The 23,839-nt window shown below is 69.8% G+C and carries 22 protein-coding genes; 4 read left to right on the forward strand and 18 right to left on the reverse strand.

What is annotated here, in order from left to right; genetic code table 11:
- Positions 1 to 3 precede the first annotated feature (3 nt).
- Both ACFYY8_RS40430 and ACFYY8_RS40435 read right to left on the reverse strand, forming a co-directional pair.
- Entirely contained in the window at positions 4 to 1,317 is a 1,314-nt protein-coding gene (locus ACFYY8_RS40430) for a replication-associated recombination protein A (RefSeq protein WP_390050397.1), read from the reverse strand.
- A 38-nt stretch (positions 1,318 to 1,355) separates the two neighbouring features.
- Entirely contained in the window at positions 1,356 to 1,829 is a 474-nt protein-coding gene (locus ACFYY8_RS40435; RefSeq protein ID WP_390050398.1) for a DUF2231 domain-containing protein, read from the reverse strand.
- Positions 1,830 to 2,026: 197 nt separating this feature from the next.
- On the opposite strand from ACFYY8_RS40435, the gene ACFYY8_RS40440 reads away from it, so the two are divergent.
- Both ACFYY8_RS40440 and ACFYY8_RS40445 read left to right on the forward strand, forming a co-directional pair.
- On the forward strand, positions 2,027 to 2,935 hold the full coding sequence (locus ACFYY8_RS40440) for a peptidylprolyl isomerase (protein ID WP_390050399.1): 909 nt from the start codon (positions 2,027 to 2,029) through the stop codon (positions 2,933 to 2,935).
- 168 nt (positions 2,936 to 3,103) lie between these two features.
- The gene (locus tag ACFYY8_RS40445; RefSeq protein WP_390050400.1) at positions 3,104 to 4,300 is read left to right on the forward strand and encodes a cytochrome P450; all 1,197 of its coding nucleotides are present in this window, start codon (positions 3,104 to 3,106) and stop codon (positions 4,298 to 4,300) included.
- Positions 4,301 to 4,391: 91 nt separating this feature from the next.
- On the opposite strand, the gene aspS is transcribed toward ACFYY8_RS40445, so the two are convergent.
- Genes aspS through ACFYY8_RS40460 form a run of 3 tightly spaced genes read right to left on the reverse strand, consistent with a single transcriptional unit; the run spans position 4,392 to position 8,089 of the window.
- On the reverse strand, positions 4,392 to 6,128 hold the full coding sequence (aspS, locus tag ACFYY8_RS40450; protein WP_390050401.1) for an aspartate--tRNA ligase: 1,737 nt from the start codon (positions 6,126 to 6,128) through the stop codon (positions 4,392 to 4,394).
- The gene (hisS, locus tag ACFYY8_RS40455; RefSeq protein ID WP_362775863.1) at positions 6,125 to 7,390 is read right to left on the reverse strand and encodes a histidine--tRNA ligase; all 1,266 of its coding nucleotides are present in this window, start codon (positions 7,388 to 7,390) and stop codon (positions 6,125 to 6,127) included. Before hisS ends, aspS begins: the two co-directional genes overlap by 4 nt.
- A 3-nt stretch (positions 7,391 to 7,393) precedes the next feature.
- Positions 7,394 to 8,089, reverse strand: a complete 696-nt coding sequence (locus ACFYY8_RS40460) for an MBL fold metallo-hydrolase (RefSeq protein WP_390050402.1) — start codon at positions 8,087 to 8,089, stop codon at positions 7,394 to 7,396.
- Between the two features lie 148 nt (positions 8,090 to 8,237).
- On the opposite strand from ACFYY8_RS40460, the gene ACFYY8_RS40465 reads away from it, so the two are divergent.
- Both ACFYY8_RS40465 and ACFYY8_RS40470 read left to right on the forward strand, forming a co-directional pair.
- On the forward strand, positions 8,238 to 9,101 hold the full coding sequence (locus ACFYY8_RS40465) for a peptidylprolyl isomerase (RefSeq protein ID WP_390050403.1): 864 nt from the start codon (positions 8,238 to 8,240) through the stop codon (positions 9,099 to 9,101).
- Between the two features lie 60 nt (positions 9,102 to 9,161).
- Positions 9,162 to 10,391 (forward strand): DUF349 domain-containing protein, encoded by a 1,230-nt coding sequence (locus ACFYY8_RS40470; RefSeq protein ID WP_390050404.1) that lies wholly within the window; start codon positions 9,162 to 9,164, stop codon positions 10,389 to 10,391.
- A 96-nt stretch (positions 10,392 to 10,487) separates the two neighbouring features.
- Here the strand turns inward: ACFYY8_RS40470 and ACFYY8_RS40475 are convergent, their stop codons facing one another.
- The 13 genes from ACFYY8_RS40475 to ACFYY8_RS40535 all read right to left on the reverse strand — a co-directional run bounded on the left by ACFYY8_RS40475 (position 10,488) and on the right by ACFYY8_RS40535 (position 23,783).
- Complete coding sequence (locus tag ACFYY8_RS40475) at positions 10,488 to 12,680, reverse strand: bifunctional (p)ppGpp synthetase/guanosine-3',5'-bis(diphosphate) 3'-pyrophosphohydrolase (RefSeq protein WP_352011685.1); 2,193 nt, start codon at positions 12,678 to 12,680, stop codon at positions 10,488 to 10,490.
- A gap of 239 nt (positions 12,681 to 12,919) precedes the next feature.
- Complete coding sequence (locus tag ACFYY8_RS40480; protein ID WP_390050405.1) at positions 12,920 to 13,438, reverse strand: adenine phosphoribosyltransferase; 519 nt, start codon at positions 13,436 to 13,438, stop codon at positions 12,920 to 12,922.
- Between the two features lie 64 nt (positions 13,439 to 13,502).
- Positions 13,503 to 14,558: a protein translocase subunit SecF gene (gene secF / locus ACFYY8_RS40485; RefSeq protein ID WP_390050406.1), complete on the reverse strand. Its 1,056-nt coding sequence runs from the start codon at positions 14,556 to 14,558 to the stop codon at positions 13,503 to 13,505.
- A complete protein-coding gene (secD, locus tag ACFYY8_RS40490) occupies positions 14,555 to 16,366 on the reverse strand; it encodes a protein translocase subunit SecD (protein ID WP_390050407.1) in 1,812 nt (603 codons plus the stop codon). The genes secF and secD overlap by 4 nt, the downstream gene beginning before the upstream one ends.
- Positions 16,367 to 16,452: 86 nt before the next feature.
- Positions 16,453 to 16,821: a preprotein translocase subunit YajC gene (yajC, locus tag ACFYY8_RS40495; RefSeq protein ID WP_390050408.1), complete on the reverse strand. Its 369-nt coding sequence runs from the start codon at positions 16,819 to 16,821 to the stop codon at positions 16,453 to 16,455.
- A gap of 226 nt (positions 16,822 to 17,047) precedes the next feature.
- Positions 17,048 to 18,094 carry a Holliday junction branch migration DNA helicase RuvB gene (gene ruvB / locus ACFYY8_RS40500; protein WP_352011733.1) on the reverse strand — a complete coding sequence of 349 codons (1,047 nt, stop codon included), beginning with the start codon at positions 18,092 to 18,094 and terminating at the stop codon, positions 17,048 to 17,050.
- 61 nt (positions 18,095 to 18,155) lie between these two features.
- Positions 18,156 to 18,776, reverse strand: a complete 621-nt coding sequence (gene ruvA / locus ACFYY8_RS40505; RefSeq protein ID WP_352011680.1) for a Holliday junction branch migration protein RuvA — start codon at positions 18,774 to 18,776, stop codon at positions 18,156 to 18,158.
- A complete protein-coding gene (gene ruvC / locus ACFYY8_RS40510; protein ID WP_352011732.1) occupies positions 18,773 to 19,357 on the reverse strand; it encodes a crossover junction endodeoxyribonuclease RuvC in 585 nt (194 codons plus the stop codon). Before ruvC ends, ruvA begins: the two co-directional genes overlap by 4 nt.
- A 103-nt stretch (positions 19,358 to 19,460) precedes the next feature.
- On the reverse strand, positions 19,461 to 20,618 hold the full coding sequence (gene eis / locus ACFYY8_RS40515; RefSeq protein WP_390050409.1) for an enhanced intracellular survival protein Eis: 1,158 nt from the start codon (positions 20,616 to 20,618) through the stop codon (positions 19,461 to 19,463).
- 68 nt (positions 20,619 to 20,686) lie between these two features.
- Positions 20,687 to 21,439 carry a YebC/PmpR family DNA-binding transcriptional regulator gene (locus ACFYY8_RS40520; protein WP_352011678.1) on the reverse strand — a complete coding sequence of 251 codons (753 nt, stop codon included), beginning with the start codon at positions 21,437 to 21,439 and terminating at the stop codon, positions 20,687 to 20,689.
- A gap of 3 nt (positions 21,440 to 21,442) precedes the next feature.
- Positions 21,443 to 22,033 (reverse strand): pyridoxal 5'-phosphate synthase glutaminase subunit PdxT, encoded by a 591-nt coding sequence (gene pdxT / locus ACFYY8_RS40525; protein ID WP_390050410.1) that lies wholly within the window; start codon positions 22,031 to 22,033, stop codon positions 21,443 to 21,445.
- Between the two features lie 70 nt (positions 22,034 to 22,103).
- Positions 22,104 to 23,324, reverse strand: a complete 1,221-nt coding sequence (locus tag ACFYY8_RS40530) for an MFS transporter (RefSeq protein WP_390050411.1) — start codon at positions 23,322 to 23,324, stop codon at positions 22,104 to 22,106.
- Between the two features lie 42 nt (positions 23,325 to 23,366).
- A complete protein-coding gene (locus ACFYY8_RS40535; protein WP_390050412.1) occupies positions 23,367 to 23,783 on the reverse strand; it encodes a MarR family winged helix-turn-helix transcriptional regulator in 417 nt (138 codons plus the stop codon).
- Positions 23,784 to 23,839: the final 56 nt, after the last annotated feature.

Genomic DNA, 23,839 nt, shown 5'->3' on the forward strand with positions numbered 1-23,839 from the left:
GGGCTACTGGCCGCCGCGCAGGAAGGCGCGGATCCTGCTCCAGCGGTCGGCGAAGGCGGCCTCGGCCCCGTGCCGGGTCGGCCGGTAGTAGCGGCGGTCCCTGAGCTCGGCGGGGGCGTAGTCCTGGCGGACCAGGCCGTGCTCGAAGTCATGCGGGTAGCGGTAGCCCTCACCGTGGCCGAGCCCCCGGGCCCCGGGGTAGTGCGCGTCGCGCAGATGGGCGGGGACCTGGCCGATGTCGCCCCGCCGTACGTCCTGGGCGGCGGCGTCGATCGCGGTGATCACCGCGTTGGACTTGGGGGCGAGCGCGCAGTGGACGACCGCCTGGGCCAGGTTCAGGCGGCCCTCGGGCAGGCCGATGAACTCGACCGCCTGCGCCGCGGCCACCGCCACCTGCAGGCAGGTGGGGTCGGCCATGCCGACGTCCTCCGAGGCGAAGATGACGATCCTGCGGGCGATGAACCTGGGGTCCTCCCCCGCCTCGACCATCCTGGCCAGGTAGTGCAGCGCGGCGTCGGCGTCGGAGCCCCGCATGCTCTTGATGAAGGCGCTGACCACGTCGTAGTGCTGGTCGCCCTGGCGGTCGTAGCGCACGGCCGCCTTGTCGACCGCGCGCTCGACCACCTCGACGGTGATCTCGTCCTCGGCGATCAGCGCGGCCGCCTCCAGATAGGTGAGGGACCTGCGGGCGTCCCCCCCGGCCAGCCGTACCAGGTGCTCGACCGCCTCGGGCGCCAGCCGTACCTTCCCGTCCAGGCCGCGCGGGTCGGCGGCGGCGCGTTCGAGCACGCCGCGGATGTCCTCCTCCGACAGCGACTCCAGGGTCAGCAGCAGCGAACGGGACAGCAGCGGCGAGATGACGGAGAAGAACGGGTTCTCCGTGGTCGCGCCGATGAAGGTGACCCAGCGGTTCTCGACGGCGGGCAGCAGGGCGTCCTGCTGGGCCTTGTTGAAGCGGTGCACCTCGTCGACGAACAGCACGGTCTGCCGCCCCGACATGCCCAGCTCGCGGCGGGCCTGCTCGATGGCGGCGCGGACCTCCTTGACCCCCGCGGAGACCGCGGAGACCTCGACGAAGCGGCGCTTGGTCACCCCCGCGACCACGTAGGCGAGGGTGGTCTTGCCCGTGCCCGGCGGCCCCCACAGGAACAGCGACATCGGGGCCTCGCCCTCGACGAGCCTGCGCAGCGGCGTGCCCGGCCCGAGCAGGTGACGCTGGCCGATCACCTCGTCCAGGCCACGGGGGCGCATCCGCACCGCCAGTGGCTCATGGCCGCGATGGGCCTCCTCCGCCGCCGAGTCGAACAGGCTGTCCACGCTCAGACAGTACCGTCAGGGGGCGGGCTCCCGATCCCTCAGAAACTTCCCCAGACCGCGACGGCGCCGCTGTGGCCCGCCCGCGCCACGTAGTAGCCGGCCACCGCGGCCAGGACCACCGTCAGCGCGCGCAGCGCCGTCCCGGCCCCCTTGGGCACGCTCTCCGAACGCCCGGGACGTGTGAGATGGACGAGACCGAGTGAGACCACTCCGAGCGCCAGTACGGCCAGCAGCAACGGGGTCGCGAAGCTCTCGTGCTCGGCGACGCGCTGCCCGAGTTCCCCGCTCGCCGAGGAGAAACGTCCCCTTTTAAGCTCCTCACCGCTCTGCCTGGCCGCGAAAACCGTCACGGGCGCGACGACCGCGAGCCCGACGACCGCCCAGGCCAGCACGGCGCGCGTGCGCGCGGCCAGGGCGTAGACGGCGGCCAGCACCACCAGCAGGGGCGTCAGAACCACTGCGGCGTGGACGATCAGCGGGTGGGCGGGCAGGCCCAGAATCTCGTCGAACATAGGGGGGCTCCGGTCATCGGCGGCGTCTGTGCAGGTGGGGTCCCACCGTGAACGCTACCTGGAACGCGGCACTTCACCCGCGTCTTCCTCTCCTACCCCATCTGACGGATTCTGTCACTTACATCCATCACACGCCGAGGCGGGTACGCTTTCGCCCAGTCAATAGTCATGGAACAGCAATTCTGGAGGACGAAGCGGTGAGCGGCGAAGACCGCCAGAGCCAGCTGGCGCGGGAGCACAAGGAGCGGCAGGCCCAGCGGGCCCAGCAGACCGCCCAGCAGTCGACCGCAAAGTCGAGGCGGAACACCTTCATCGGAGCCGGCGTCGCGGTCGTCGTCGTGGCCGGAGGCCTGTTCGCCGCGACGAACCTCCTCGGCGGCAACGACGACGGCAAGCAGCGCAACGTCTCCTCGGAGAAGAGCGCGGGGGCCGACCCAAGCCAGACCCCCGCCCTGCAGCCGTCGCCGACCCCCTCGGCGGAGCTGGCCAAGCTGACCTGCTCCTACCGCAAGGACACCAGCGGCAGCCCGGCCAAGTACGTGGGCATGCCCCCGGCCAAGCCCAACCTGAAGCTGAAGAACATGACGATCACCACCAACCTCGGTGACGTCGTGATCGAGCTCCAGACGGACCGGGCCCCCTGCGCGGTCAACTCCTTCGCCTTCCTGGCGAAGAAGAACTTCTTCGACAACACCAGGTGCCACCGCCTGGCCACGCCGGAGAACTCCGGACTCGGCCTGCTGCAGTGCGGCGACCCGCAGGCCAAGGCCGACGGCAAGAACCCCACCGACGGCCAGGGCAGCTCGGGCTACGTCTTCAACGACGAGAACCTCGGCGGACTGCCCTACACCAGGGGAACGGTCGCGCTGGCCCAGGCGGCCGAGGCGGCGAACCAGAACGGCAGCCAGTTCTGGATCTCCCTGTCGGACGAGACCGCTCAGCTGCAGCCCGACTACACGCCCCTCGGCACGGTCACGCAGGGCATGGACATCCTGGACAAGGTCTACAAGGGCGGCTGGATCGAGAACCCCAACGACATCACCGGCGACGGCGGCTCGAACGCCCCCAAGATCCCGGTGATCATCAAGGACGTTCGGCTCACCTAGAGCCACCTCGAAGGGCCTCGACGGGGGTGAGGTCCTTTCGTCGCAGGCTCGCTCGCACCGACATACCGGTCATCACGGCCACCATCTCGCACACGGCGGGCGAGCCGCGACCTCCCGGGCCAGACTGGAGGGGAACAGGATCCGTTCCATCTCCCCCGGGGGGCGCCGATGCCGGAGAAGTTACCTTTCGAGTTCATACTGAGCCCCGATCCGCACGCCGCCTGCGCCGCGCTCAGGGGCAAGGGCCCCGTCCATCCGGTCGACTTCCCTCCGGGCATGGGCGCCTTCCTGGTGCTCGACTACGAGCACGGCCGTCCCGCCCTCAACGACCCCCGCCTGGCCAAGAGCGTCTCCTGGGTGCCCGAGCCGTTCCGCGCGCGCTTCCACGCCGACAACCGGATCCTGGCCGGCAACATGCTCGACAGCGACCCTCCCGACCACACCCGGCTGCGCCGCCTGGTCTCCAAGGCCTTCACCCCCCGCAGGATCGAGGCCCTGCGCCCCCGCGTCCAGAAGATCGCCGACGACCTCGTCGACGCGATGCTTCCCAGGGGCGGGGCGGACCTGCTCGACGACTTCGCCTTCCCTCTGCCGATCACGGTGATCTGCGAACTGCTCGGCGTGCCGGTCGAGGACCGGGACGCCTTCCGCGACTGGTCGGGCACCCTGGTCGGCCCCGCGCTCAACGAGGAGCAGGTCAGGCACCGTGACGAGGTGAACCTCGCCGTCGGCGCCTACTTCACCGCGATCATCGCCGAACGGCGGGCCGCCCCGCGTGACGACCTGGTCAGCGCGCTGGTCCTGGCCCGCGACGACGACGAGCTGCTCGACGACCAGGAACTCCTCGCGGGCCTGACGCTGCTGCTCATCGCCGGGCACGAGACCACGGTCAACCTGATCGGCAACGGCATGCTGGCCCTGCTGACCGCCCCCGAACAGCTGAAACTGCTGCGGGAGCGACCGGAACTGCTGCCGTCGGCGGTCGAGGAGTTCCTCCGGCACGACGGGCCGGTCGAGCGTGCCACATTCCGCTTCGCCACGGAGGATCTCGAACTCGCGGGAGTCCACATCCCGAAGGGCAGTGTGGTCCACATCCTGCTCGGCGCGGTCAACCGCGACCCCGAGGTCTTCCACTGCCCCGACGTCCTGGACATCACCCGCGCGGACAACCGGCACGTGGCCTTCGGCCACGGCATCCACTTCTGCCTGGGCGCGCCGCTGGCCAGGCTCGAGGCATCGATCGCCTTCGGGACGCTGCTGGAACGCCTGCCGGGCATCGAGCTGGACTGCGATCCCGCCGAGATCCGGTGGAACCTCAGCGGGTCACTCATCCGCGGGCTGCGTACGCTGCCTGTCCGCTTCTGACCCGCCGTGCCCGTACGGCCCTCAGCCGTACGAGCACGGCCCCGGGCGGGTCACCCCCCGGAGCCGTGTCCCACCGGTCCTCAGGGCCGTCTCAGGCGTCCGCCTTGGGCTTGGCGTCGACGCCCGCCTCCTTGCGCTGCTCGACCGTGATCGGGGTCGGCGCGCCCGTCAGCGGGTCGAAGCCGGAGGCCGTCTTCGGGAAGGCGATGACGTCGCGGATCGAGTCGCCGCCGGAGAGCAGCATGCAGACCCGGTCCCAGCCGTAGGCGATGCCGCCGTGCGGCGGCGGGCCGTACTTGAACGCCTCGAGCAGGAAGCCGAACTTGCTCTCCGCCTCCTCCTTGGAGATGCCGAGCACGTCGAAGACGCGCTGCTGCATCTCGGCGCGGTGGATACGGATCGAGCCGCCGCCGATCTCCATGCCGTTGCAGACCATGTCGTAGGCGTAGGCGAGGGCCTCGCCCGGGTGGTCCTGGAAGTTGTCGGCCCACTCGGGCTTCGGACCGGTGAAGGGGTGATGGACCGCGGTCCAGCCGCCCTCTCCGTCCTCCTCGAACATGGGCGCGTCGACGACCCACAGGAAGCTCCACACCGACTCGTCGATCAGCCCGCAGCGGCGGCCGATCTCCAGCCGGGCCGCGCCGAGCAGGTCGCGGGAGGCGGCGGCCGTACCGGCGGCGAAGAAGATCGCGTCACCGGGCGCGGCGCCCGCCTTCGCGGCCAGGCCCGCGGTCTCGGTCTCCGACAGGTTCTTGGCCACCGGGCCGCCGAGCGTGCCGTCCTCGCCGACGAGGACGTAGGCCAGGCCCTTGGCGCCGCGCGACTTGGCCCACTCCTGCCAGCCGTCGAGCTCCTTACGGGTCTGCGAGGCACCGCCCGGCATCACCACGGCGCCGACGTAGGGAGCCTGGAAGACCCGGAAGGTCGTCTCGGCGAAGAACTCCGTCATCTCGACGAGCTCCTGGCCGAAGCGCAGGTCGGGCTTGTCCGAGCCGTAGCGGGACATGGCGTCGGCGTAGGTCATCCGGGGCAGCGGCGTCGGCAGCTCGTAGCCGATCGTCTCCTTCCAGACGCGGCCGATCAGCGCCTCGCCCAGCGCGATGACGTCGTCCTGGTCGACGAAGGACATCTCAACGTCGATCTGGGTGAACTCCGGCTGCCGGTCGGCGCGCAGGTCCTCGTCGCGGAAGCAGCGGGCGAGCTGGTAGTAGCGCTCCATGCCGCCGACCATGAGCAGCTGCTTGAACAGCTGGGGCGACTGCGGCAGGGCGTACCAGTTGCCCGGCTGGAGACGGACCGGCACCAGGAAGTCACGGGCGCCCTCGGGGGTCGACCGGGTGAGCGTGGGGGTCTCGATGTAGACGAACCCGTGCTCGTTCATCACCTCGTGGGCCAGGTAGGTGGCCTTGGAGCGCGCCCGCATGGCCTGAGCGACCTGCTGACGGCGGATGTCGAGGTAGCGGTACTTCAGGCGGGCCTCCTCGGAGACCCCGGTGCCGCCCTCGATCGGGAAGGGCAGCGGCGCGGCCTCGCTGAGCACCTCGACCTCGGAGGCCACGACCTCGATCGCGCCGGTCGGCAGCTCGGGGTTCTCGTTGCCCTCGGGGCGGACCCGCACCTGCCCGACGACCTTGACGCAGTACTCGGCGCGCAGGCCGTGCGCGTCGTCCTCCTCGCGGAAGACCACCTGACAGGAGCCTGAGGCGTCACGCAGGTCGATGAAGACCACGCCGCCGTGGTCACGGCGGCGCGCCACCCAACCGGCCAGCGTCACCTGCTGCCCGGCGTGCTCCTTGCGTAGTGATCCCGCTTCGTGCGTGCGGATCATTTCTCCAGTCTCTCCTTCAGGGTCGTGACGATCTCGGCGAGCGGTACGGCGCTCTGGTCGCCGCTGACCAGGTCCTTGACCTGGGCGGTCCCGGCGGCGATGTCCCGCTCGCCGAGGATGACGGCATAGCCCGCGCCCGACCGGTCGGCACCCTTCATGGCGGCCTTGACGCCCTTGCCTCCGAACGACATGTCGGCGTCGAGGCCCGCCCGGCGCAGCTCGGTGATGAGCAGGAACATCCGGCGGCGTGCCTCCTCGCCCAGCGGCACACCGTACACCTGGACGTGCGGGCCGTCCGCCTCGTCGTCGAGCAGCCCCTCGGCCTCCATGGCCAGCAGCGTCCTGTCGACGCCGAGTGCCCAGCCGACGCTGGGCAGCGCCGGGCCGCCGAGCATCTCGCTCAGCCCGTCGTAACGCCCCCCGCCGCCGACCGCGGACTGCGAGCCGAGCCCGTCGTGGACGAACTCGAAGGTGGTGCGCGTGTAGTAGTCCAGCCCGCGCACCAGCCTGGGATCGTCGGTGTAGGCGACCCCGGAGGCGGTCAGCAGCGTGCGGACCTCCTCGTGGTAGGCCTTGCACTCCTCGCACAGGTGGTCGACGACCAGCGGGGCGCCCGCGAGCTGGGCCTGCACCTCGGGACGCTTGTCGTCGAGCACCCGCAGCGGGTTGATCTCGATCCTGGCCCTGGTCGCCTCGTCGAGGTCGAGACCGCGCAGGAAGTCCTGCAGCGCGGCGCGGTAGGCGGGCCTGCAGACGCGGTCGCCCAGCGTGTTGAGCAGCAGCCTGACCCCGGTGAGGCCGAGCCCGGCGTAGCCCTCCGCGGCCAGCAGGATCAGCTCGGCGTCGAGGGCCGGGTCCTCCGCCCCCAGGGCCTCGGCCCCCACCTGCCAGAAGTGGCGGTAGCGGCCCTTCTGGGCGCGTTCGTAGCGGAACTGGCTGCCGGAGTACCAGAGCTTCACCGGGAGCCTGCCGTTGTGCAGGCCGTGCTGGAGGACCGCCCGCACGACCGACGCGGTGCCCTCGGGGCGCAGCGTGATCGAACGCCCGCCCTTGTCGGTGAAGGTGTACATCTCCTTGGAGACGATGTCGGTCGACTCGCCGACGCCGCGCACGAACAGCGCGGTGTCCTCGAAGACCGGCGTCTCGATGTAGCCGTATCCCGCCCGCCTGGCGGGGGCGGTCAGCGCCTCCCGGACGGCCAGCGCGCGTTCGGAGCGAGGCGGGAGCAGGTCGAAGGTGCCCTTGGGCGCCTGCAGAGTCATCTTCTAAAGTCCCCTGGTGGGACCGGCGTACGGCGCCGCCTCCGCCAAGTACGGATTGGTCGCGCGCTCGTGGCCGATCGTGGTCTGTGGTCCGTGCCCCGGCAGCACCACCGTCTCATCGGACAGCGGCAGGCACTTGGTCGCCAGGCTGCGCAGGATGGTCGGATAGTCCCCGCCGGGAAGGTCTGTGCGGCCTATGGAGCCGGCGAACAGCAGGTCTCCCGAGAACATCACGTCGGGGATCTCCCCGCTCCCGGGCAGCCTGAAAGCCACCGACCCCCTGGTATGGCCGGGGACGTGGTCGACCGTCAGCTCCACCCCGGCCAGGCTCAGCACCTCTCCGTCCGCCATCTCGCGCACGTCGTCGGGTTCGGAGAAGGTCAGTCCGCCGAACAACTGCTGCCCGAAGGCCAGGGACATCCCCTTGATCGGGTCGGACAGCAGCTCCCGGTCCTCGGGGTGGATCCACGCGGGAATGTCACGCGCTCCGCAGACCGGGGCGACCGACCACATGTGATCGAGGTGGCCGTGGGTGAGCAGCACGGCGACCGGCTTCAGGCGATGCTCGCGCAGCAGGTCGTCCAGGTCGCCCACGGCGTTCTGACCGGGGTCGACGACGACGCACTCCTCGCCCGCGGCGGGAGCCACGGCGTAGCAGTTGGTCTGAAACGACCCTGCGGGAAAGCCGACGATGAGCATCTGCCTCAGCTGATCTCGTCAAGAAAACGGATGGGAATGTAACCGAAGGGTACCGGTGCGGGTCGGCGGGCTGCGAACCATTACCCATTGGCCGATACGATTCGCCCACCTCAATAAGTGATACTCCGGCACTCGGGAGGGCGAAGTGGTGAGCGGCAAGGACCGCCAGAAGCAACTGGCCCGCGAGCACTACGAACGGCAGATGCAGCGGCGCGCCGAACGTGAGTCGCGTATGAAGCGCAATGCGATCATCGGCACGAGTGTGACCGTCGTGGTGCTCGTCGGCGGTGTGATCGCCGCGATGTCCCTGCTCGGAGGTGGTGGGACGTCTACGGCGACCGCCGCCTCGGGCACCCCGTCCGCGCCTGCGAGCCCGGCGGAGACGGGCACCGGCGCCAAGCCGGTGGCCTTCGACCCCGCGGCGGGCACCTGTGGTTACGTCGCCGAGACCGAGGGCGGACCGGCCAAGAACGTCGGCCTGCCTCCGGCGAAGGTGGACACCACGCCGAAGACGATGACCCTGAAGACCAACCTGGGCGACATCGTCGTCGCGGTCTCCGCGGAGAAGACCCCCTGCACGGTCAACTCCTTCGCGTTCCTGGCCGGGAAGAAGTACTTCAACGGCTCCAAGTGCCACCGTCTCGGTTCCGAGCAGTTCCCCGTGCTCCAGTGCGGCGACCCGCTGGCCAAGGCCGACGGCAAGAACCCGACCGACGGTCAGGGCGGCCCGGGGTACCGTTTCGTCAACGAGAACCTCGAAGGCGCGAAGTACACCCGGGGTGTCGTGGCCATGGCCAACAGCGGCCCGGACACCAACGGCAGCCAGTTCTTCATCGTCTACGGCGACGCTCAGCTGCCTCCGGACTACACCCCGTTCGGCACGGTCACCAAGGGCCTGGACATCCTCGACAAGGTGAACAAGGCGGGTGTCATCACCCCAGGCCCGGACGGCACCGGTGCCCCGAAGGAAACCGTGGAAATCAAAGACGTGACAATGTCCGACAAGAGCTGACGTAATACATCCAAGAGGCGGATAGCCTCGAAAGGCTGATGAAAGTTGCGGGAGGACACGGTGAGCACCGACCCGTGGGGCCGGGTAGACGACGACGGCACCGTCTACGTGCGTACGGCTGAGGGAGAACGGGCCGTCGGGTCCTGGCAGGCCGGCGAACCGGAAGAGGCTCTGGCCTACTTCCACCGCAAGTTCGACGAGCTGGCCGGGCAGGTCACGCTGCTTGAGCAGCGGGTCCGCGGCACGGATCTGCCGCCCGCCCAGGCGGAGGCGACGATCGTCAAGCTTCGCGAGGCGATCGTCGACGCGCACGCGGTCGGCGATCTCGACGGGCTGCTGGGCCGCCTCAACAGCCTCACGGAGCTGGTCTCCCAGCGCCGCGAGGAGGTCAAGGCCGCCCGCGACGTGGCTCGGGCCGAGGCCAGAGGCGTCAAGGAGCGCATCGTCGCCGAGGCCGAGCGCATCGCCGACGACACCACCCACTGGAAGACCGGTGGGGAGCGGCTGCGCCAGCTCGTCGAGGAGTGGAAGGCCGCCGAGCGCATCGACCGGGTGACCGAGGCGGCGCTGTGGAAGCGCCTGTCCTCGGCCCGTACGGCCTTCGCCAAGCGGCGCAAGGCCTACTTCGCCGGGCTCGACGAGCAGCGCGAGGGCGTGCGTTCGGCCAAGGAGCGCATCGTCGTCGAGGCGGAGGCGCTGGCCACCTCGACCGACTGGGGCGCGACGGCCTCCGCCTACCGCGAGCTGATGCAGCAGTGGAAGGCGGCGGGCCGGGCCTCACGCGAGGTCGAGGACGAGCTGTGGGGCCGTTTCAAGGGCGCCCAGGACCAGTTCTTCCAGGCCCGTTCAGCGGTCTTCGCCGAGCGTGACGCCTCCCTGGCGGCCAACGCCGAGGTCAAGGAGCAGCTGCTGGTCGAGGCCGAGAAGATCCTTCCGGTCTCCGACGCCCGCGTCGCCAGGAACGCCCTGCGTGGCCTCCTGGAGCGCTGGGAGGAGGCAGGCCCGGTCCCGCGCGAGCAGCGTGACCGGCTTGAGGGCGGCCTGCGCAAGATCGACGAGGCGGTCCGCAAGGCCGAGGAGGCCGAGTGGAAGCGGTCCAACCCCGAGGCCCGCGCCCGCGCGCAGAACACGGTCGACCAGCTGCGCAAGTCGATCGGGCAGCTTGAGGCCCGCCTGGCCAAGGCTCAGACGGCCGGCAGGGACAAGGAGGCCAAGGACGCCGAGGAGGCCCTGACCGCCCGCCGTTCCTGGCTTGAGGAGGCCGAGCGCACGCTCGCCGAGTTCTCCTGACCCTCCGGCGCCAGAGCAAACGGGGGACGCTCCTTTCAGGAGCGTCCCCCGTTTCGCCGTACGGCGCCGTATGGCCCCCGGCGGGCCTGAGAGGGCCTAGGAGGCGCCGCTCACCCGGTAGACGTCGTAGACGCCCTGGATGTTGCGTACGGCCTTCAGCACGTGCCCCAGGTGCTTGGGGTCGCCCATCTCGAAGGTGAACCTGCTGATCGCCACCCGGTCCTTCGAGGTCGTCACCGACGCCGACAGGATGTTGACGTGCTGGTCGGACAGGGTCCGGGTCACGTCGGACAGCAGGCGGGGCCGGTCGAGCGCCTCGACCTGGAGCGCCACGAGGAACACCGAGTCCTCGGCGGCCGACCAGGAGACCTCGACCAGACGGTCGGGCTCGGACCTCAGCTGCTGCACGTTGGGACAGTTGGTGCGGTGCACCGAGACGCCGTGGCCGCGGGTCACGAAGCCGATGATCTCGTCTCCGGGGACGGGGGTACAGCAGCGCGACAGCCGTACCCAGACGTCGGAGTCGCCCGCGACGACCACGCCCGCGCCGCCCCTGCCGCGGGGACGACCGCGCAGCTTCGTCGGCACCGAGACCTCGGCGATGTCCTCCTCGGCGCCCTCGACCCCTCCGAGGGAGTGCACGAGCTTCTGCACGACCGCCTGGGCGGCCACGTGGCCCTCTCCGACGGCCGCGTAGAGCGCCGAGACGTCCGCGTAGTGCAGATCCCTGGCGAGCACCAGGAGGGACTCTCCGGACATCAGACGCTGCAGTGGCAGGCCCTGCTTGCGCATCGCCCTGCCGATGGCCTCCTTGCCCGCCTCGATCGCGGTCTCGCGGCGCTCCTTGGAGAACCACTGCCGGATCTTGTTGCGGGCCCGGCCCGACTTGACGAACTTGAGCCAGTCACGGGAGGGACCGGCGTCCGGCGACTTGGAGGTGAAGATCTCCACGGTGTCGCCGTTGCCGAGACGCGACTCCAGCGGCACGAGACGGCCGTTGACCCGGGCCCCGATGCAGCGGTGGCCGACCTCGGTGTGCACGGCGTAGGCGAAGTCGACCGGGGTCCCGCCCTCGGGAAGCGCGATCACCTGGCCGCGGGGGGTGAAGACGTAGACCTCGGAGACCGACAGGTCGAACCTCAGCGACTCAAGGAACTCGCCCGGGTCGGCGGTCTCCTTCTGCCAGTCGAGGAGCTGCCTGAGCCAGGCCATGTCGCTGGCCGGCTTGAGCTTCGCCCCGGGCGGGCCCGAGGTGGTCATGTCCTCCTTGTACTTCCAGTGCGCCGCCACGCCGTACTCGGCCCTGTGGTGCATGCCGTGGGTGCGGATCTGCAGCTCGACGGGCTTGCCCTCGGGGCCGATGACCGTGGTGTGCAGCGACTGGTACATGTTGAACTTGGGCATCGCGATGTAGTCCTTGAACCGGCCGGGCACCGGGTTCCATCGCGCGTGAATCGTTCCCAGGGCGGCGTAACAGTCGCGGACCGTGTCGACCAGCACCCGGATGCCGACCAGGTCGTAGATGTCGTCGAAGGCGACGTCCCTGGCGATCATCTTCTGGTAGACCGAGTAGTAGTGCTTCGGGCGCCCCTTGACCACCGCGCGGATCTTGGCCTCGCGCAGGTCCCCGGAGACCTTCTCGATGACCTCCTGCAGGAACAGGTCCCTGCGCGGGGCGCGCTCGGAGACCATGCGGGCGATCTCGTCGTAGCGCTTGGGGTAGAGCATGGCGAACGCGAGGTCCTCAAGCTCCCACTTGATGGTGTTCATGCCGAGACGGTGGGCGAGCGGCGCGAAGATCTCCAGTGTCTCCCGGGACTTCTGCTGCCGCTTGTGCTCGGGCAGGTAGCGCATGGTGCGCATGTTGTGCAGCCGGTCGGCGAGCTTGATCACCAGCACCCGGATGTCGCGGGACATCGCCACGACCATCTTGCGGACGGTCTCGGCCTGGGCGGCGTCGCCGTACTTGACCTTGTCGAGCTTGGTGACGCCGTCGACCAGCAGGGCGATGTTGTCGCCGAAGTCCTTGCGCAGTTCGTCGAGACCGTAGGCGGTGTCCTCGACGGTGTCGTGCAGCAGCGCGGCGCACAGCGTCTCGTCGTCGGTGCCCAGCTCGGCCAGGATCGTCGCGACCGCGAGCGGATGGGTGATGTAGGGGTCACCGCTCTTACGCTTCTGATCACGGTGGTGGTAGGCGGCCACGTCGTAGGCGCGCTCGATGAGCCGCAGATCCGCCTTCGGATGCGTCGCGCGGACCGTCCGGAAGAGCGGCTCAAGCACCGGGTTCATGGCGCCACCCCATTGCCCCCCAAAACGCGCGAGCCTACGCCTTACCGCAGGCCTGTCCTCGGTGGCTCCGGACATGGCGGAACCGGCATCGCCTGCCGGGACGGCCGTCTCGGGACCGCCACCGTCGGCGGTCACGTCGGGGACGACCACATCACGGGGCACTCAGACTCCTCACGTTCGAGTCCAGATCCCCCCAGTGTATCCAGACTGGCCAGGGTGCCTTCCCCGGCGGGGTGGGATCAGACAATCACCAGGGAATGCACCTCGACGCCGTCCAGCCGTTCCCGTCCTTTGAGGAAGGCCAGCTCCATGAGCACGGCGATGGCGACGACGTCGGCGCCCGCCCTGCGGACCAGCTCCACCGCCGCACACGCCGTGCCGCCGGTGGCGAGCACGTCGTCGATGATCAGGACGCGTTCCCCTGGGGTGAAGGCGTCTCGATGGACCTCGATGGTGGCGGAGCCGTACTCCAGATCGTAGGACGCCTCAAGGGTTTCCGCGGGCAGTTTGCCTTTCTTGCGCACCGGAACGAAGCCCGCGCCCGCCCGATAGGCCGTGGGAGCGGCCAGGATGAAGCCTCTGGCCTCGATCCCGACGACCTTGTCGACCTGGTGGAGCCCGGCGAAACCGTCGATCACGGCGGCCAGGGCCTCAGGATCGGCGAGCAGCGGGGTGATGTCCTTGAAGAGGACGCCGGGCTGGGGGTAGTCGCGGATGTCCCGGACGTGGTCCAGGATCAGCCTGCTCAGGTCACTCATCGTCGCTCCCTCAAGGAAAAGCCTCCGTCCCCTCGGCGGGGACGGAGGCCTTGCTGACTTCCGGCTACTTCTTCTTACGCTTGTCGCCTTCGGGCGCCGAGCCGTTGGCGGCCCCCGCGGGGACCGGCTGCTTGGCCCCCTTGACCGTCTGGCCGCCCTTGCCCCCGCCGCTCTGGGAGGAGAGCCTGCGGGCGATCGCCTGGTAGCGCGGCTCGCGCTCCTTCAGCGTGACCAGCATCGGCGTGGCCACGCACAGGGACGAGTAGGTACCGACGATCATGCCGACGAACAGGGCCAGCGAGAGGTCCCTCAGCGTGCCCGCGCCGAACAGCGTGGTGCCGATGAACAGGATCGCGGCCACCGGCAGGATCGCCACCAGGGTGGTGTTCAGCGACCTGATCAGCGTGTGGTTCAGCGCGTTGTTCGCCGCCTGCGTGTAGGTCATCTTGGAGGTCGTGCCGAGCTTGGCGGTGACCTCCTTGATCATGTCGAACACGACGACCGCGTCGTACAGGGAGTATCCGAGGATCGTCAGGAAGCCCAGCAGGGTCGCCGGGGTGACCTCGAACTGGGTCCACGCGTAGACGCCCGCGGTGATCACCAGGTCGTGGAGGAGCGCCACGACCGCCGACAACGCCATCTTCCACTCGAAGGCCACCGTGAGGTACAGGATGATCGCCAGCATGAAGACGATCAGACCGGTGACCGCCTTGTCGGCCACCTGACCGCCCCACGAGGCGCCGATCACCTGGAGGGTGACCTCGTTCTGCTGTATGCCGTACTTCCGGGCGACCGCCTTCTGGACGGTGGTCACCCGCTCGGGGGGCATGCTGTCGGTGGTGACCCGCCAGCCGTTGTTGGTCGTCTGCACGATGACCTGGTGGGCGCCCGCGCCGTTGAAGGTGTCGCGGACCTCCTCGATGTGGGCGCTGGGCGCCTTGAAGGAGAAGACCGAGCCGCCCCTGAACTCGACGCCCAGGTTGAGGCCTCCGTTGAAGACCAGGCCCGCGATGGACACCAGCAGCAGCACGGCGGACAGGCCGTACCAGAGCTTCCTGCGTCCGACGAAGTCGACGTCGATCTCGCCGCGGTACAACCGACTCGCGATGCCGGACATCATGCCTCCTGCGGAACGGTCTTGGTACCGGCGACCGTCGCGATGCTCATGCGCTCGGCGTCGAGACCGGAAAGCTTGTGTCCCTTGGCGAAGAACTTCAGCCTGGCCAGCAGCGTGACGAACGGCTTGGTGAACAGGAAGACCACGACGATGTCGATGAGCGTGGTCAGGCCCATCGCGAAGGCGAACCCGGCCACACCGCCGACGGCCAGGAAGTACAGCACGACGGCGGCGATGAACATGACCGCGTCGGCGATCAGGATCGTCCGGCGGGCGCGGGTCCAGGCGACCTCGACGGCCGTGCGCAGCGACCGGCGGCCCTCCTTCATCTCATCTCGTATTCGTTCGAAGTAGACGATGAAGGAGTCGGCGGTGATACCGATCGAGACGATGAGGCCGATGATGTGCGGCAGCGACAGGCGGAAGCCCGCGAAGGCGCCGAGGATCACGACCGCCTGGTAGGTGAGGATCGAGGCGGCCAGCAGGCTCAGCACCGAGACGACGCCAAGGCCGCGGTAGTACAGCATGGAGTAGACGACCACCAGGGCCAGGCCGATGCCACCGGCGATCATGCCGCCGCGCAGCTGGTCCGCGCCCAGGGTCGAGGAGACCTCGTCGATCGAGCTCTTCTCGAACTTCAGCGGCAGCGCGCCGAACTTCAGCTGGCCGGCCAGCTCGTTGGCCGTCACCTGGGTGAAGTTGCCGGAGATCTGCGCCCGGCCGCCGGTGATGGGCTCCTGGATGACCGGCGCGGAGATGATCACACCGTCCAGGACCATGGCGACCTGGTTGCGCGGCGGCTGGGAGTTGAACGCGGTGGTGGTCACCTTGGACCACTGGTCGGGGCCCTGCCCCTTGAAGGAGAGCTGGACGAGCCACTCACCGGTGGTCTGGTCGACGCCCGCGTTGGCGCTGGCGATCGCGCTTCCGGTGACGGCCGCCTTGTCGAGGACGTACTTGGCGCTGCCGTCCTGGCTGCAGCCGGCGTACTGCTTGTTGGGGTCGTCCTGGGCGCCCTGGCCCTTGTTCTTGGAGCAGTCGAGGGCCTCGAACTGCTTGAGCACCGCCGGGTCGATGCCGGTGGTGTCCACGTCGGCCAGCGGGTTGTCCGCGGGCGAGGAGGGCTGGGGCGAGGGGGCGCCGCTCTGACCGGGCTTGGCCGAGGGGGAGGCCTCCGCCTTGTCGCCCTTCTTGCCGGTGTCCTGCTTGCTCTCCTGCTTGCCGGTGGCGGTCGGGGTCGCCTCCGGGCTGGGGTTGAGGAGCGCCGCCGACAGGGCGCGGCCCGCGGGCGAGGCGCTCGGGTTCGCGGCGGCCGTCGCGGTCGGCTCCGGCGTCTTCGTACCCTGCTCGGCCGCGGGGGAGGCGGACGGGGCGGGGGACTTGTCGCCCTTCTTGCCGGGAGCCGTCGAGGAGGGGGAGGATGACGGCGTCGGCGCCTGGGTGGGCATCTGCCCCGGCGGCTGGGGTGCCCCGGCCGCGACCGCCATCACCTGACGGAAACGCAGTTCCGCGGTGGTGCCGACCAGCTTGACGACTTCCTCCTGGCCAACTCCGGGGACGGAGATGACGATGTTGTCACCGGATTTGGCGACCTCGGCGTCGGAGATACCGCTGCCGTTCACCCTGTTTCGGATGATGCCGACGGCGAGATCCAGGCTTTCCTCTGTGGGAGCCGTGCCGTTCGGGGTGACGGGCTGCAGTGTCACTGTCGTGCCACCGGCGAGGTCGAGGCCATATTCGGGGGTGTAAGCCCTGTTCAGGAGCATCACCCCGCCCATGGCGAGAATAATCGCCAGTAGCAGTAGGAGCACGCGCCCCGGTCTGCTCTGGCCGCTGGTCGGTCGGGCCACTGGTCGTCAGTTCTTTCGGCTATAGGGAATGTTGGCGAGCCTACTTATCACTTCTTGGTCGTCGAGTCCTGGTCGTCACCGGGCGACTGCGCGGTTTCCACCACATTGTCATCCACGGTGTCGGTGTTCTCGGCGTCGCCCTGAGCGTCGTCGACCGGGCCCACCACACGCCCGATCGCGGCCTTGACCCAGCGGGTCTCGACGCCGGGGGCGATCTCCAGGATCACATCTTCGGCGTCGATCGCCACCACAGTCGCGAAAAGCCCGGTAGTGGTCATGATGCGGGTCCCCGGGGTGAGGGAGTTCTGCATCTGTGACTGCTCCTGCTGCCGCTTACGCTGCGGCCTGATCAGCAGGAAGTAGAACACCACGACCATCAGCGCGATCATGATAAGGCTGGAGTAATTGCCGCCCATTGGGCCGCTCCTTCGGTTAAGGATGACCGGCCGGGGCCGGACGTCATGTGAGGCCACGCCGCGCTCAGCACGTCAGCCTACACAGCCAGCCAAGCCACGGAGTTTAGGCGAGCTGTTAGGAGCGCGGCAACGAGGTCACGTTCTGGCGCGCGGGGAAGTTCCCATTTTGATACGGTTGTCACCTTTTTGTGATCAACCCCGTGCGTTTTCTCACCGTAACTCAACGTCAGGAAGCCGCGGGGTCATCCCCAAGATCGTGCAGGTCAGGCCCCTGGCCGGGCATCGGCACCGCGCCGAAGGCTCCGGGAGGGGGCGTCAACCCCAGGTGGACCCAGGCCGCCGCGGTCGCGACGCGTCCGCGAGGGGTGCGGGCCAGCAGGCCCTGCCGTACCAGGAACGGCTCCGCGACCACCTCGACGGTCTCCGGCTCCTCCCCCACCGCGACCGCCAGTGTTGACAGACCGACGGGGCCGCCACCGAACTTTCCGAGCAGGGCACCCAGGACGGCGCGGTCGAGACGGTCGAGCCCCTCGGCGTCCACCTCGTAGAGGTTCAGCGCCGCGGCGGCGACGTCCCTGCTGATCACCCCGTCCGCCCGGACCTCGGCGAAGTCGCGCACCCGGCGCAGCAGCCGGTTGGCGATGCGGGGCGTGCCCCGGGAACGCCCGGCGATCTCGTGCGCCGCGTCGCCGGGGAGCCGCAGGCCGAGCAGCCGCGCCGAGCGGTGCAGCACCTGTTCGAGCTCGGCGGCCTCGTAGAAGTCCATGTGCGCGACGAAGCCGAACCTGTCACGCAGCGGCGCGGGCAGTAGGCCCGCCCTGGTGGTCGCCCCGACCAGGGTGAAGGGCGCCACCTCCAGCGGGATGGCGGTCGCGCCCGGCCCCTTGCCGACCACGATGTCGACACGGAAGTCCTCCATCGCGAGGTAGAGCATCTCCTCGGCGGGACGGGCCATCCGGTGGATCTCGTCGATGAAGAGGACCTCTCCCTCGGAGAGGGTGGACAGGATCGCCGCGAGGTCACCCGCCCGTTCGAGGGCGGGCCCGGAGGTGAGCCTGAGCGGCGCGGAGAGCTCCGCCGCGATGATCATCGAGAGGGTCGTCTTGCCCAGACCGGGCGCGCCGCTCATCAGCACGTGGTCGGGGGGACGGTTGCGCCGCAACGCGCTGTGCAGCACCAGGGAGAGCTGCTCGCGCACCCGCGCCTGGCCGATGAACTCCTCAAGACGTTTGGGGCGCAGCGCGGCCTCGATCAGGCGCTCGTCACCCTCCATCTCGGGTGAGACCAGGTCCCGTTCTGCGCTCACGTCGTCTCCGCCTTTCCCGTGCTCTGTCTCACCGGACGCTCAGCACGCGAAGCGCGGCCTTGAGCAGCACGGCGACCTGGGGAACCCTGCCCTGCGCGATCTCGGCGTCGGCCTGGACGGCCACCGTGGCGACCGCCTCGTCGGCGTCCCTGACCGAGTAGCCGAGACCGACCAGGCCCGAGTGCACCTGGTCGCGCCAGGGCGGGACGGCGGCGGTGCCGTCGAGCGCGGCGTTGACCGCCTCCTCCGGCGTGCCGAGCTTGTCCTTGAGGTCGACGATGATCCGCTGAGCGCCCTTGGGGCCGACTCCGGGAACCCTGGTCAGCGCCTTGACGTCGGCGCTCGCCACCGCGATCCGCAGGGCGTTCGGCGTGTGCACGGCGAGCATGGCGAGGGCGACCTTGGGGCCGACCCCGTTGGCCGTCTGCAGCAGCTCGAAGACCAGGCGCTCGTCGTCGGTGCCGAAGCCGAACAGTGTCAGGGAGTCCTCCCTGACCACGAGCGAGGTGGCCAACCTGGCCTCCTCCCCCACCCGCAGCGCCGCCAGTGTGCCGGGGGTGCAGTGGACGAGCACGCCGATCCCGCCGACCTCGACCACCGCTCCCTCCGGAGCGATCGCGGCCACCCGTCCCCGCACCGAGGCGATCACTTCGTGCTTCCCTTCGAATATCCGGCCCTGCCCCCGCCACGGAAGTAGGCGGCGGCGCTCGTGCCGGGAGCGGCGGCCTTCGCGACCGCCTCCGCGAGCCTGTTGCGCGCCCCGCCCCGCCACACGTGGCAGATCGCGAGGGCGAGGGCGTCGGCGGCGTCGGCGGGTTTGGGCATCTCGTCCAGGCGCAGGAGCCTGGTCACCATCGTGCCGACCTGTCGTTTGTCCGCGGTGCCGCTACCGGTGATCGCGGCCTTGACCTCGGAGGGCGTGTGCAGCGCCACCGGCAGTCCCCGGCGGGAGGCGCACAGGATCGCCACCGCGGAGGCCTGTGCGGTGCCCATCACCGTCCTGAGGTTGTGCTGGGCGAAGACCCGCTCCACGGCGACCGCGTCCGGCTTGATCTCGTCGAGCCAGCTCTCGATGCCCGCCTCGATCGCCACGAGCCTCGCACCGGTCTCGTCTTCCGCGGGGGTGCGCACGACCCCGACCTTGACCAGGGTCAGCGGTGCCCCCGGCCGTCCCTCGACCGCGCCGAGCCCGCACCGGGTCAGCCCGGGATCGACCCCCATCACCCGCAGTTCGGGCAACCGCACCGGCACGCCTCCACTCGCCGAACACCTGTTCGGTGCCAGACTCTACCGCCTGCGCGCACACGACGCACGGTTCCCGGGAAGGCGCCCCTCAGAAGTGGTCCAGCATGTACGGCCTGGCGTGGAAGGCCCCGTCCAGGGCGGCGTCGCCGTCCGCGGGACCGGTCAGTCCGCCGGTCCTGCGCAGGGTCGCGGCCGGGACCCCGCAGAACAGCGCGGAGAACGCCCCCGCCGTGAGGACGGGCAGAGCCGGGGGGAGGGTGCCCGCGGGCTCGGCCGTCGCCCGCCCTCCGGAGACGGACAGGTGCCAGGGCCCGGAGTTCCCCGGTCGCTGGGGGTCCTCGACCTGGATCACGGTGTCGAGGGTGACGCCGGGCGGGAAACCCCGCTCGCGGATCGCCGCGGCCAGGTCGACGACGCGGAACATCCAGCGGGTCTGGCCCACCTCGTCCGTCGGGCGGTTCCCGATCAGCCAGAAGACGGGGTCGTCGGGGGCCACGACCGCGTGGACGGACCTGGCGATCGAGGCCGAGGAACCGACCAGGGACCACAGCGTCCGCGCGGTCGCCTCCGAGCCCGCGACCAGGACGGGAACCTCCAGGTCCTGATCGCGCCAGCGGTAGACGACGAGGCCGTCGTGCGCGAGGTAGACGAAGTCGTCCCCGTTCGCCAGGCGCGCCCGCCAGACGTCGGCGTCCCAGCAGACGGGGCCGCAGGCGCGGGTGGCCAGGTGGACTCCCCGCAGGACCGAGACAATCCGCTCTGCGTCCTCCGGCCCGGCCCTGCGGATCTGGACCTGCTCGGTCCGCCCGATGGTCCGCAGCGCCTCGGCGGGCAGTACGGCCCGGTGCATGGCCCCGGCGTGCTCCCAGCCCAGCGAGCGGTAGATGTGGGTGGTGGCCGGGTAGAGGGCGGAGACCGGGTGCCCGAGGCGGGCGCAGCGTTCGAGGGTGGCCAGCATGATGGTCCGGCCGGCTCCCCCGCCCCTGTCCTCCGGGGCGACGGTCACCGAGGCGACGCCGCCGAGGGAGATCGGCCTGCCGTGCCAGTACTGGGTGAAGTCGTTGATCCGGCTCGTCGCGACCAGGCGGGCGCCGTCGAAGAGACCGAGGTATCTCCCCGCTTCGAGCGCCGGGGTCACCATCCCGACCCACTGCCGCTGGACCGTCTCCGACACCGGTCCGAAGGCCCGCCTGCGATTGTCCGTCACCGCGTCGAGATCGTCCGCGGTCAGTTCACGTAGCTCCACAGCCACCCAACCTAGGCGGCGTGGTCCGGGCGGGGCGAATCGGCCGTCCCGCCCGGCGCGACGGCCGTTCAGGCGTCGAGCTTCTCCAGGACATCGTCGGAGACGTCGAAGTTGGCCCAGACGTTCTGGACGTCGTCGCTGTCCTCGAGGGCGTCGATCAGCCTGAAGACCTTGCGGGCGCCGTCCTCGTCGAGCGGGACGTTCATCGTCGGCACGAAGCTGGACTCGGCGGAGTCGTAGTCGATGCCGGACTCCTGCAGGGCCTTGCGGACCGGGACGAGGTCGGTGGCCTCGGAGACGACCTCGAACTGGTCGCCGAGGTCGTTGACCTCCTCGGCGCCGGCGTCGAGGACCGCGGTCAGCACGTCGTCCTCGCTCAGCGAGCCCTTGGGCACCAGCACGACGCCCTTGCGGTTGAACATGTAGGACACCGAACCCGGGTCGGCCAGCGAGCCGCCGTTGCGGGTCAGGGCGACGCGGACCTCGGAGGCGGCGCGGTTGCGGTTGTCGGTGAGGCACTCGATCAGCACCGCGACCCCACCCGGGGCGTAGCCCTCGTACATGATGGTCTGCCAGTCGGCGCCGCCCGCCTCAAGGCCGCCGCCGCGCTTGCGCGCGCGTTCGATGTTGTCGATCGGGACCGAGCTCTTGCGCGCCTTGGTGATGGCGTCGTACAGCGTCGGGTTGCCGTCCGGGTCGGGGCCGCCGGTTCGGGCCGCGACCTCGATGTTCTTGATGAGCTTGGCGAACAGCTTGCCCCGCTTGGAGTCAAGCGCGGCCTTCTTGTGCTTCGTCGTCGCCCATTTGGAGTGGCCGGACATCGGCTAGAGCTCCCTCACCATGTCAACAAAATATGAATGCACACCGACATCCCCGGTAAGTTCCGGGTGGAAGGACGTGGCGAGCAGCGGTCCTTGGCGGACCGCGACGATCCTATCCCCAGCTTCGGCCCGAGCCAGCACTTCGACATCGGAACCGACAGATTCCACCCACGGGGCGCGAATGAAGATCGTCCGTATCGAGCCCCGGCCCGCGAAGTCGAGGTCCGCCTCGAAGGAGTCGACCTGACGGCCGAAGGCGTTGCGGCGGACCACCATGTCGATGCCGCCGATGGTCTGCTGGCCCTCGATGCCGCCCTCGATCCGGTCGGCCAGCATGATCATGCCCGCGCACGAGCCGTAGGCGGGCATGCCGCCCTTGATCCTCATCCTGAGCGGTTCGAGGAGTTCGAAGGTCTCGGCGAGTTTCCACATCGTGGTCGACTCCCCGCCGGGGATGACCAGGCCGTCGACCGCCTCCAGCTCACCGGGGCGCCGTACGGCGACGGCCCTGGCACCCGCCGCCTCCAGTGCGCGCGTGTGCTCACGCACGTCTCCCTGCAGGGCGAACACTCCGATGGTCGGGGCGATGCTCACAGTGGTCCTCTCAAGGGGCTTGGAACGCCCCTTCAGCGTATGGCCACTGTGCGCGTCGCCCCAAACCGGGTCAAGCCGGGGCAGAGGCATCCTGGAAGGTGTGGTCGACGTCGATCCGCTCCAGGCTCCTCATGTGATGGCGCCTGCCGTACAGGACGGCCATGCCCGCCAGGCAGCAGGCCGCGCCCAGGACGTACGGCACCGCGGGCCCCACCTCCTCGCCCAGCTTGGTGACGACGTAGGGCGCGAGCGCGCCGCCCATCCAGCGCACGAAGTTGTATCCGGCGGAGGCGACCGGCCTCGGCGCGTCGGAGACCTCCATGGCCGCCTCGGTGAACACGGTGTTGTTCAGGCCGATCGGGAGGCCGGACAGGACGACGAAGACGACGACGCCCGGGTGGCTCCCCGCCTGCTGTGACAGCGCGATGCCCACCTGCAGCAGGGCGAGCGCCCCCAGCGAGAGGTGGAGCACGTTGACCGAGCCGATCCTGCGCTGCAGGGCGGGGGCGCCGAAGACCGAGGCGAGCGCGACACAGACGCCCCACCCGAAGAAGACCGCGCCGATGCCGTACGGCGACATGCCGAGGATGAAGGGGGTGAAGGCCAGGATGGTGAAGAAGGCGAAGTTGTAGAAGAACGCGGTGAACGCCGTCGTCGACAGGCCGCCGTGGGCCAGGGCGCGCAGCGGGTCGGACAGGCGGGTGCGCGCGGCCGGTTTCTGCGTGGCCCTCAGCAGGGTCAGGATGAGGACGAACCCGACGGCCATGAGGGTCGCGGTGCCGAAGAAGGGGGCGCGCCAGTTCCAGTCGCCGAGGGCGGCGCCGACCAGCGGCCCCATGGAGATGCCCAGGCCCAGGGCCGCCTCGTACAGGACGATGGCCGCCTCCGCGCCTCCGCTGGCGGCCCCGACGATCACCGCGAGGGCGGTGGCGACGAACAGGGAGTTGCCCAGGCCCCACCCGGCGCGGAACCCGACGAGTTCGCCGACGCTGCCCGAGGTCCCGGACAGGGCGGCGAAGACAACCACCAGGGCCAGGCCGAGCAGCAGGGTGCGCTTGCCGCCGATCCTGCTGGAGACCCAGCCGGTGATGAGCATGGCCACCGCGGTGACCAGGAAGTAGCTGGTGAACAGCAGGGAGACCTGGCTCGGGCCCGCGTTCAGGCCCTTGGCGATGGAGGGCAGGATCGGATCGACCAGGCCGATGCCCATGAAGGCGACGACCGCGGCGAACGCGGTGGCCCAGACGGACATCGGCTGACGCAGGATTCCGCCGCCGCTCTGTGAGGACATGGAAGGCGCTCCTTGGAAGAAGGGGACGAGGGGAAGGGGTCGTCAGGGGCGGCCCAGTTTGGCCAGGGCGGGCAGCGCCGCGGCGACGGCCTCGCGTTCGGCGGGGGTGAGGGCACCGAGCCTGTCGCTCAGGTAGGCGATCCTGGCGCGCCGTACGGCCACCAGGCGGGCGCGGCCCTCGTCGGTGAGCTCGACGGTGCGGACCCTGGCGTCGGCGGGATCGGCGCCCCGCGCGACCAGTCCCGGCTCCTCGAGGCGGTTGATCTGCACGGTCATGGTCGGCAGCTGGACGCCGTGTTCCTCGGCCAGCTCGGTCATCCGGCGCGGGCCGTCCTGAAGTGAGCCGAGCACGGCGTACTGCTGGCTGGTGATCGGCTGCCCGGCCGCCGCGCGGCGCAACAGCAGCACCAGGTGGCGCAGTTCCTTGGAGAGGTTCTCCGCGAGTTCATCCGTCGTCATAGTTAGCCAGTCTAACTTAGCCTGTCTAACTATTATTCCAGAAGAAACGGGACGAC

The sequence above is a fragment of the Streptosporangium sp. NPDC001559 genome (genome assembly GCF_042893955.1).
Taxonomy (GTDB): Bacteria; Actinomycetota; Actinomycetes; order Streptosporangiales; family Streptosporangiaceae; genus Streptosporangium.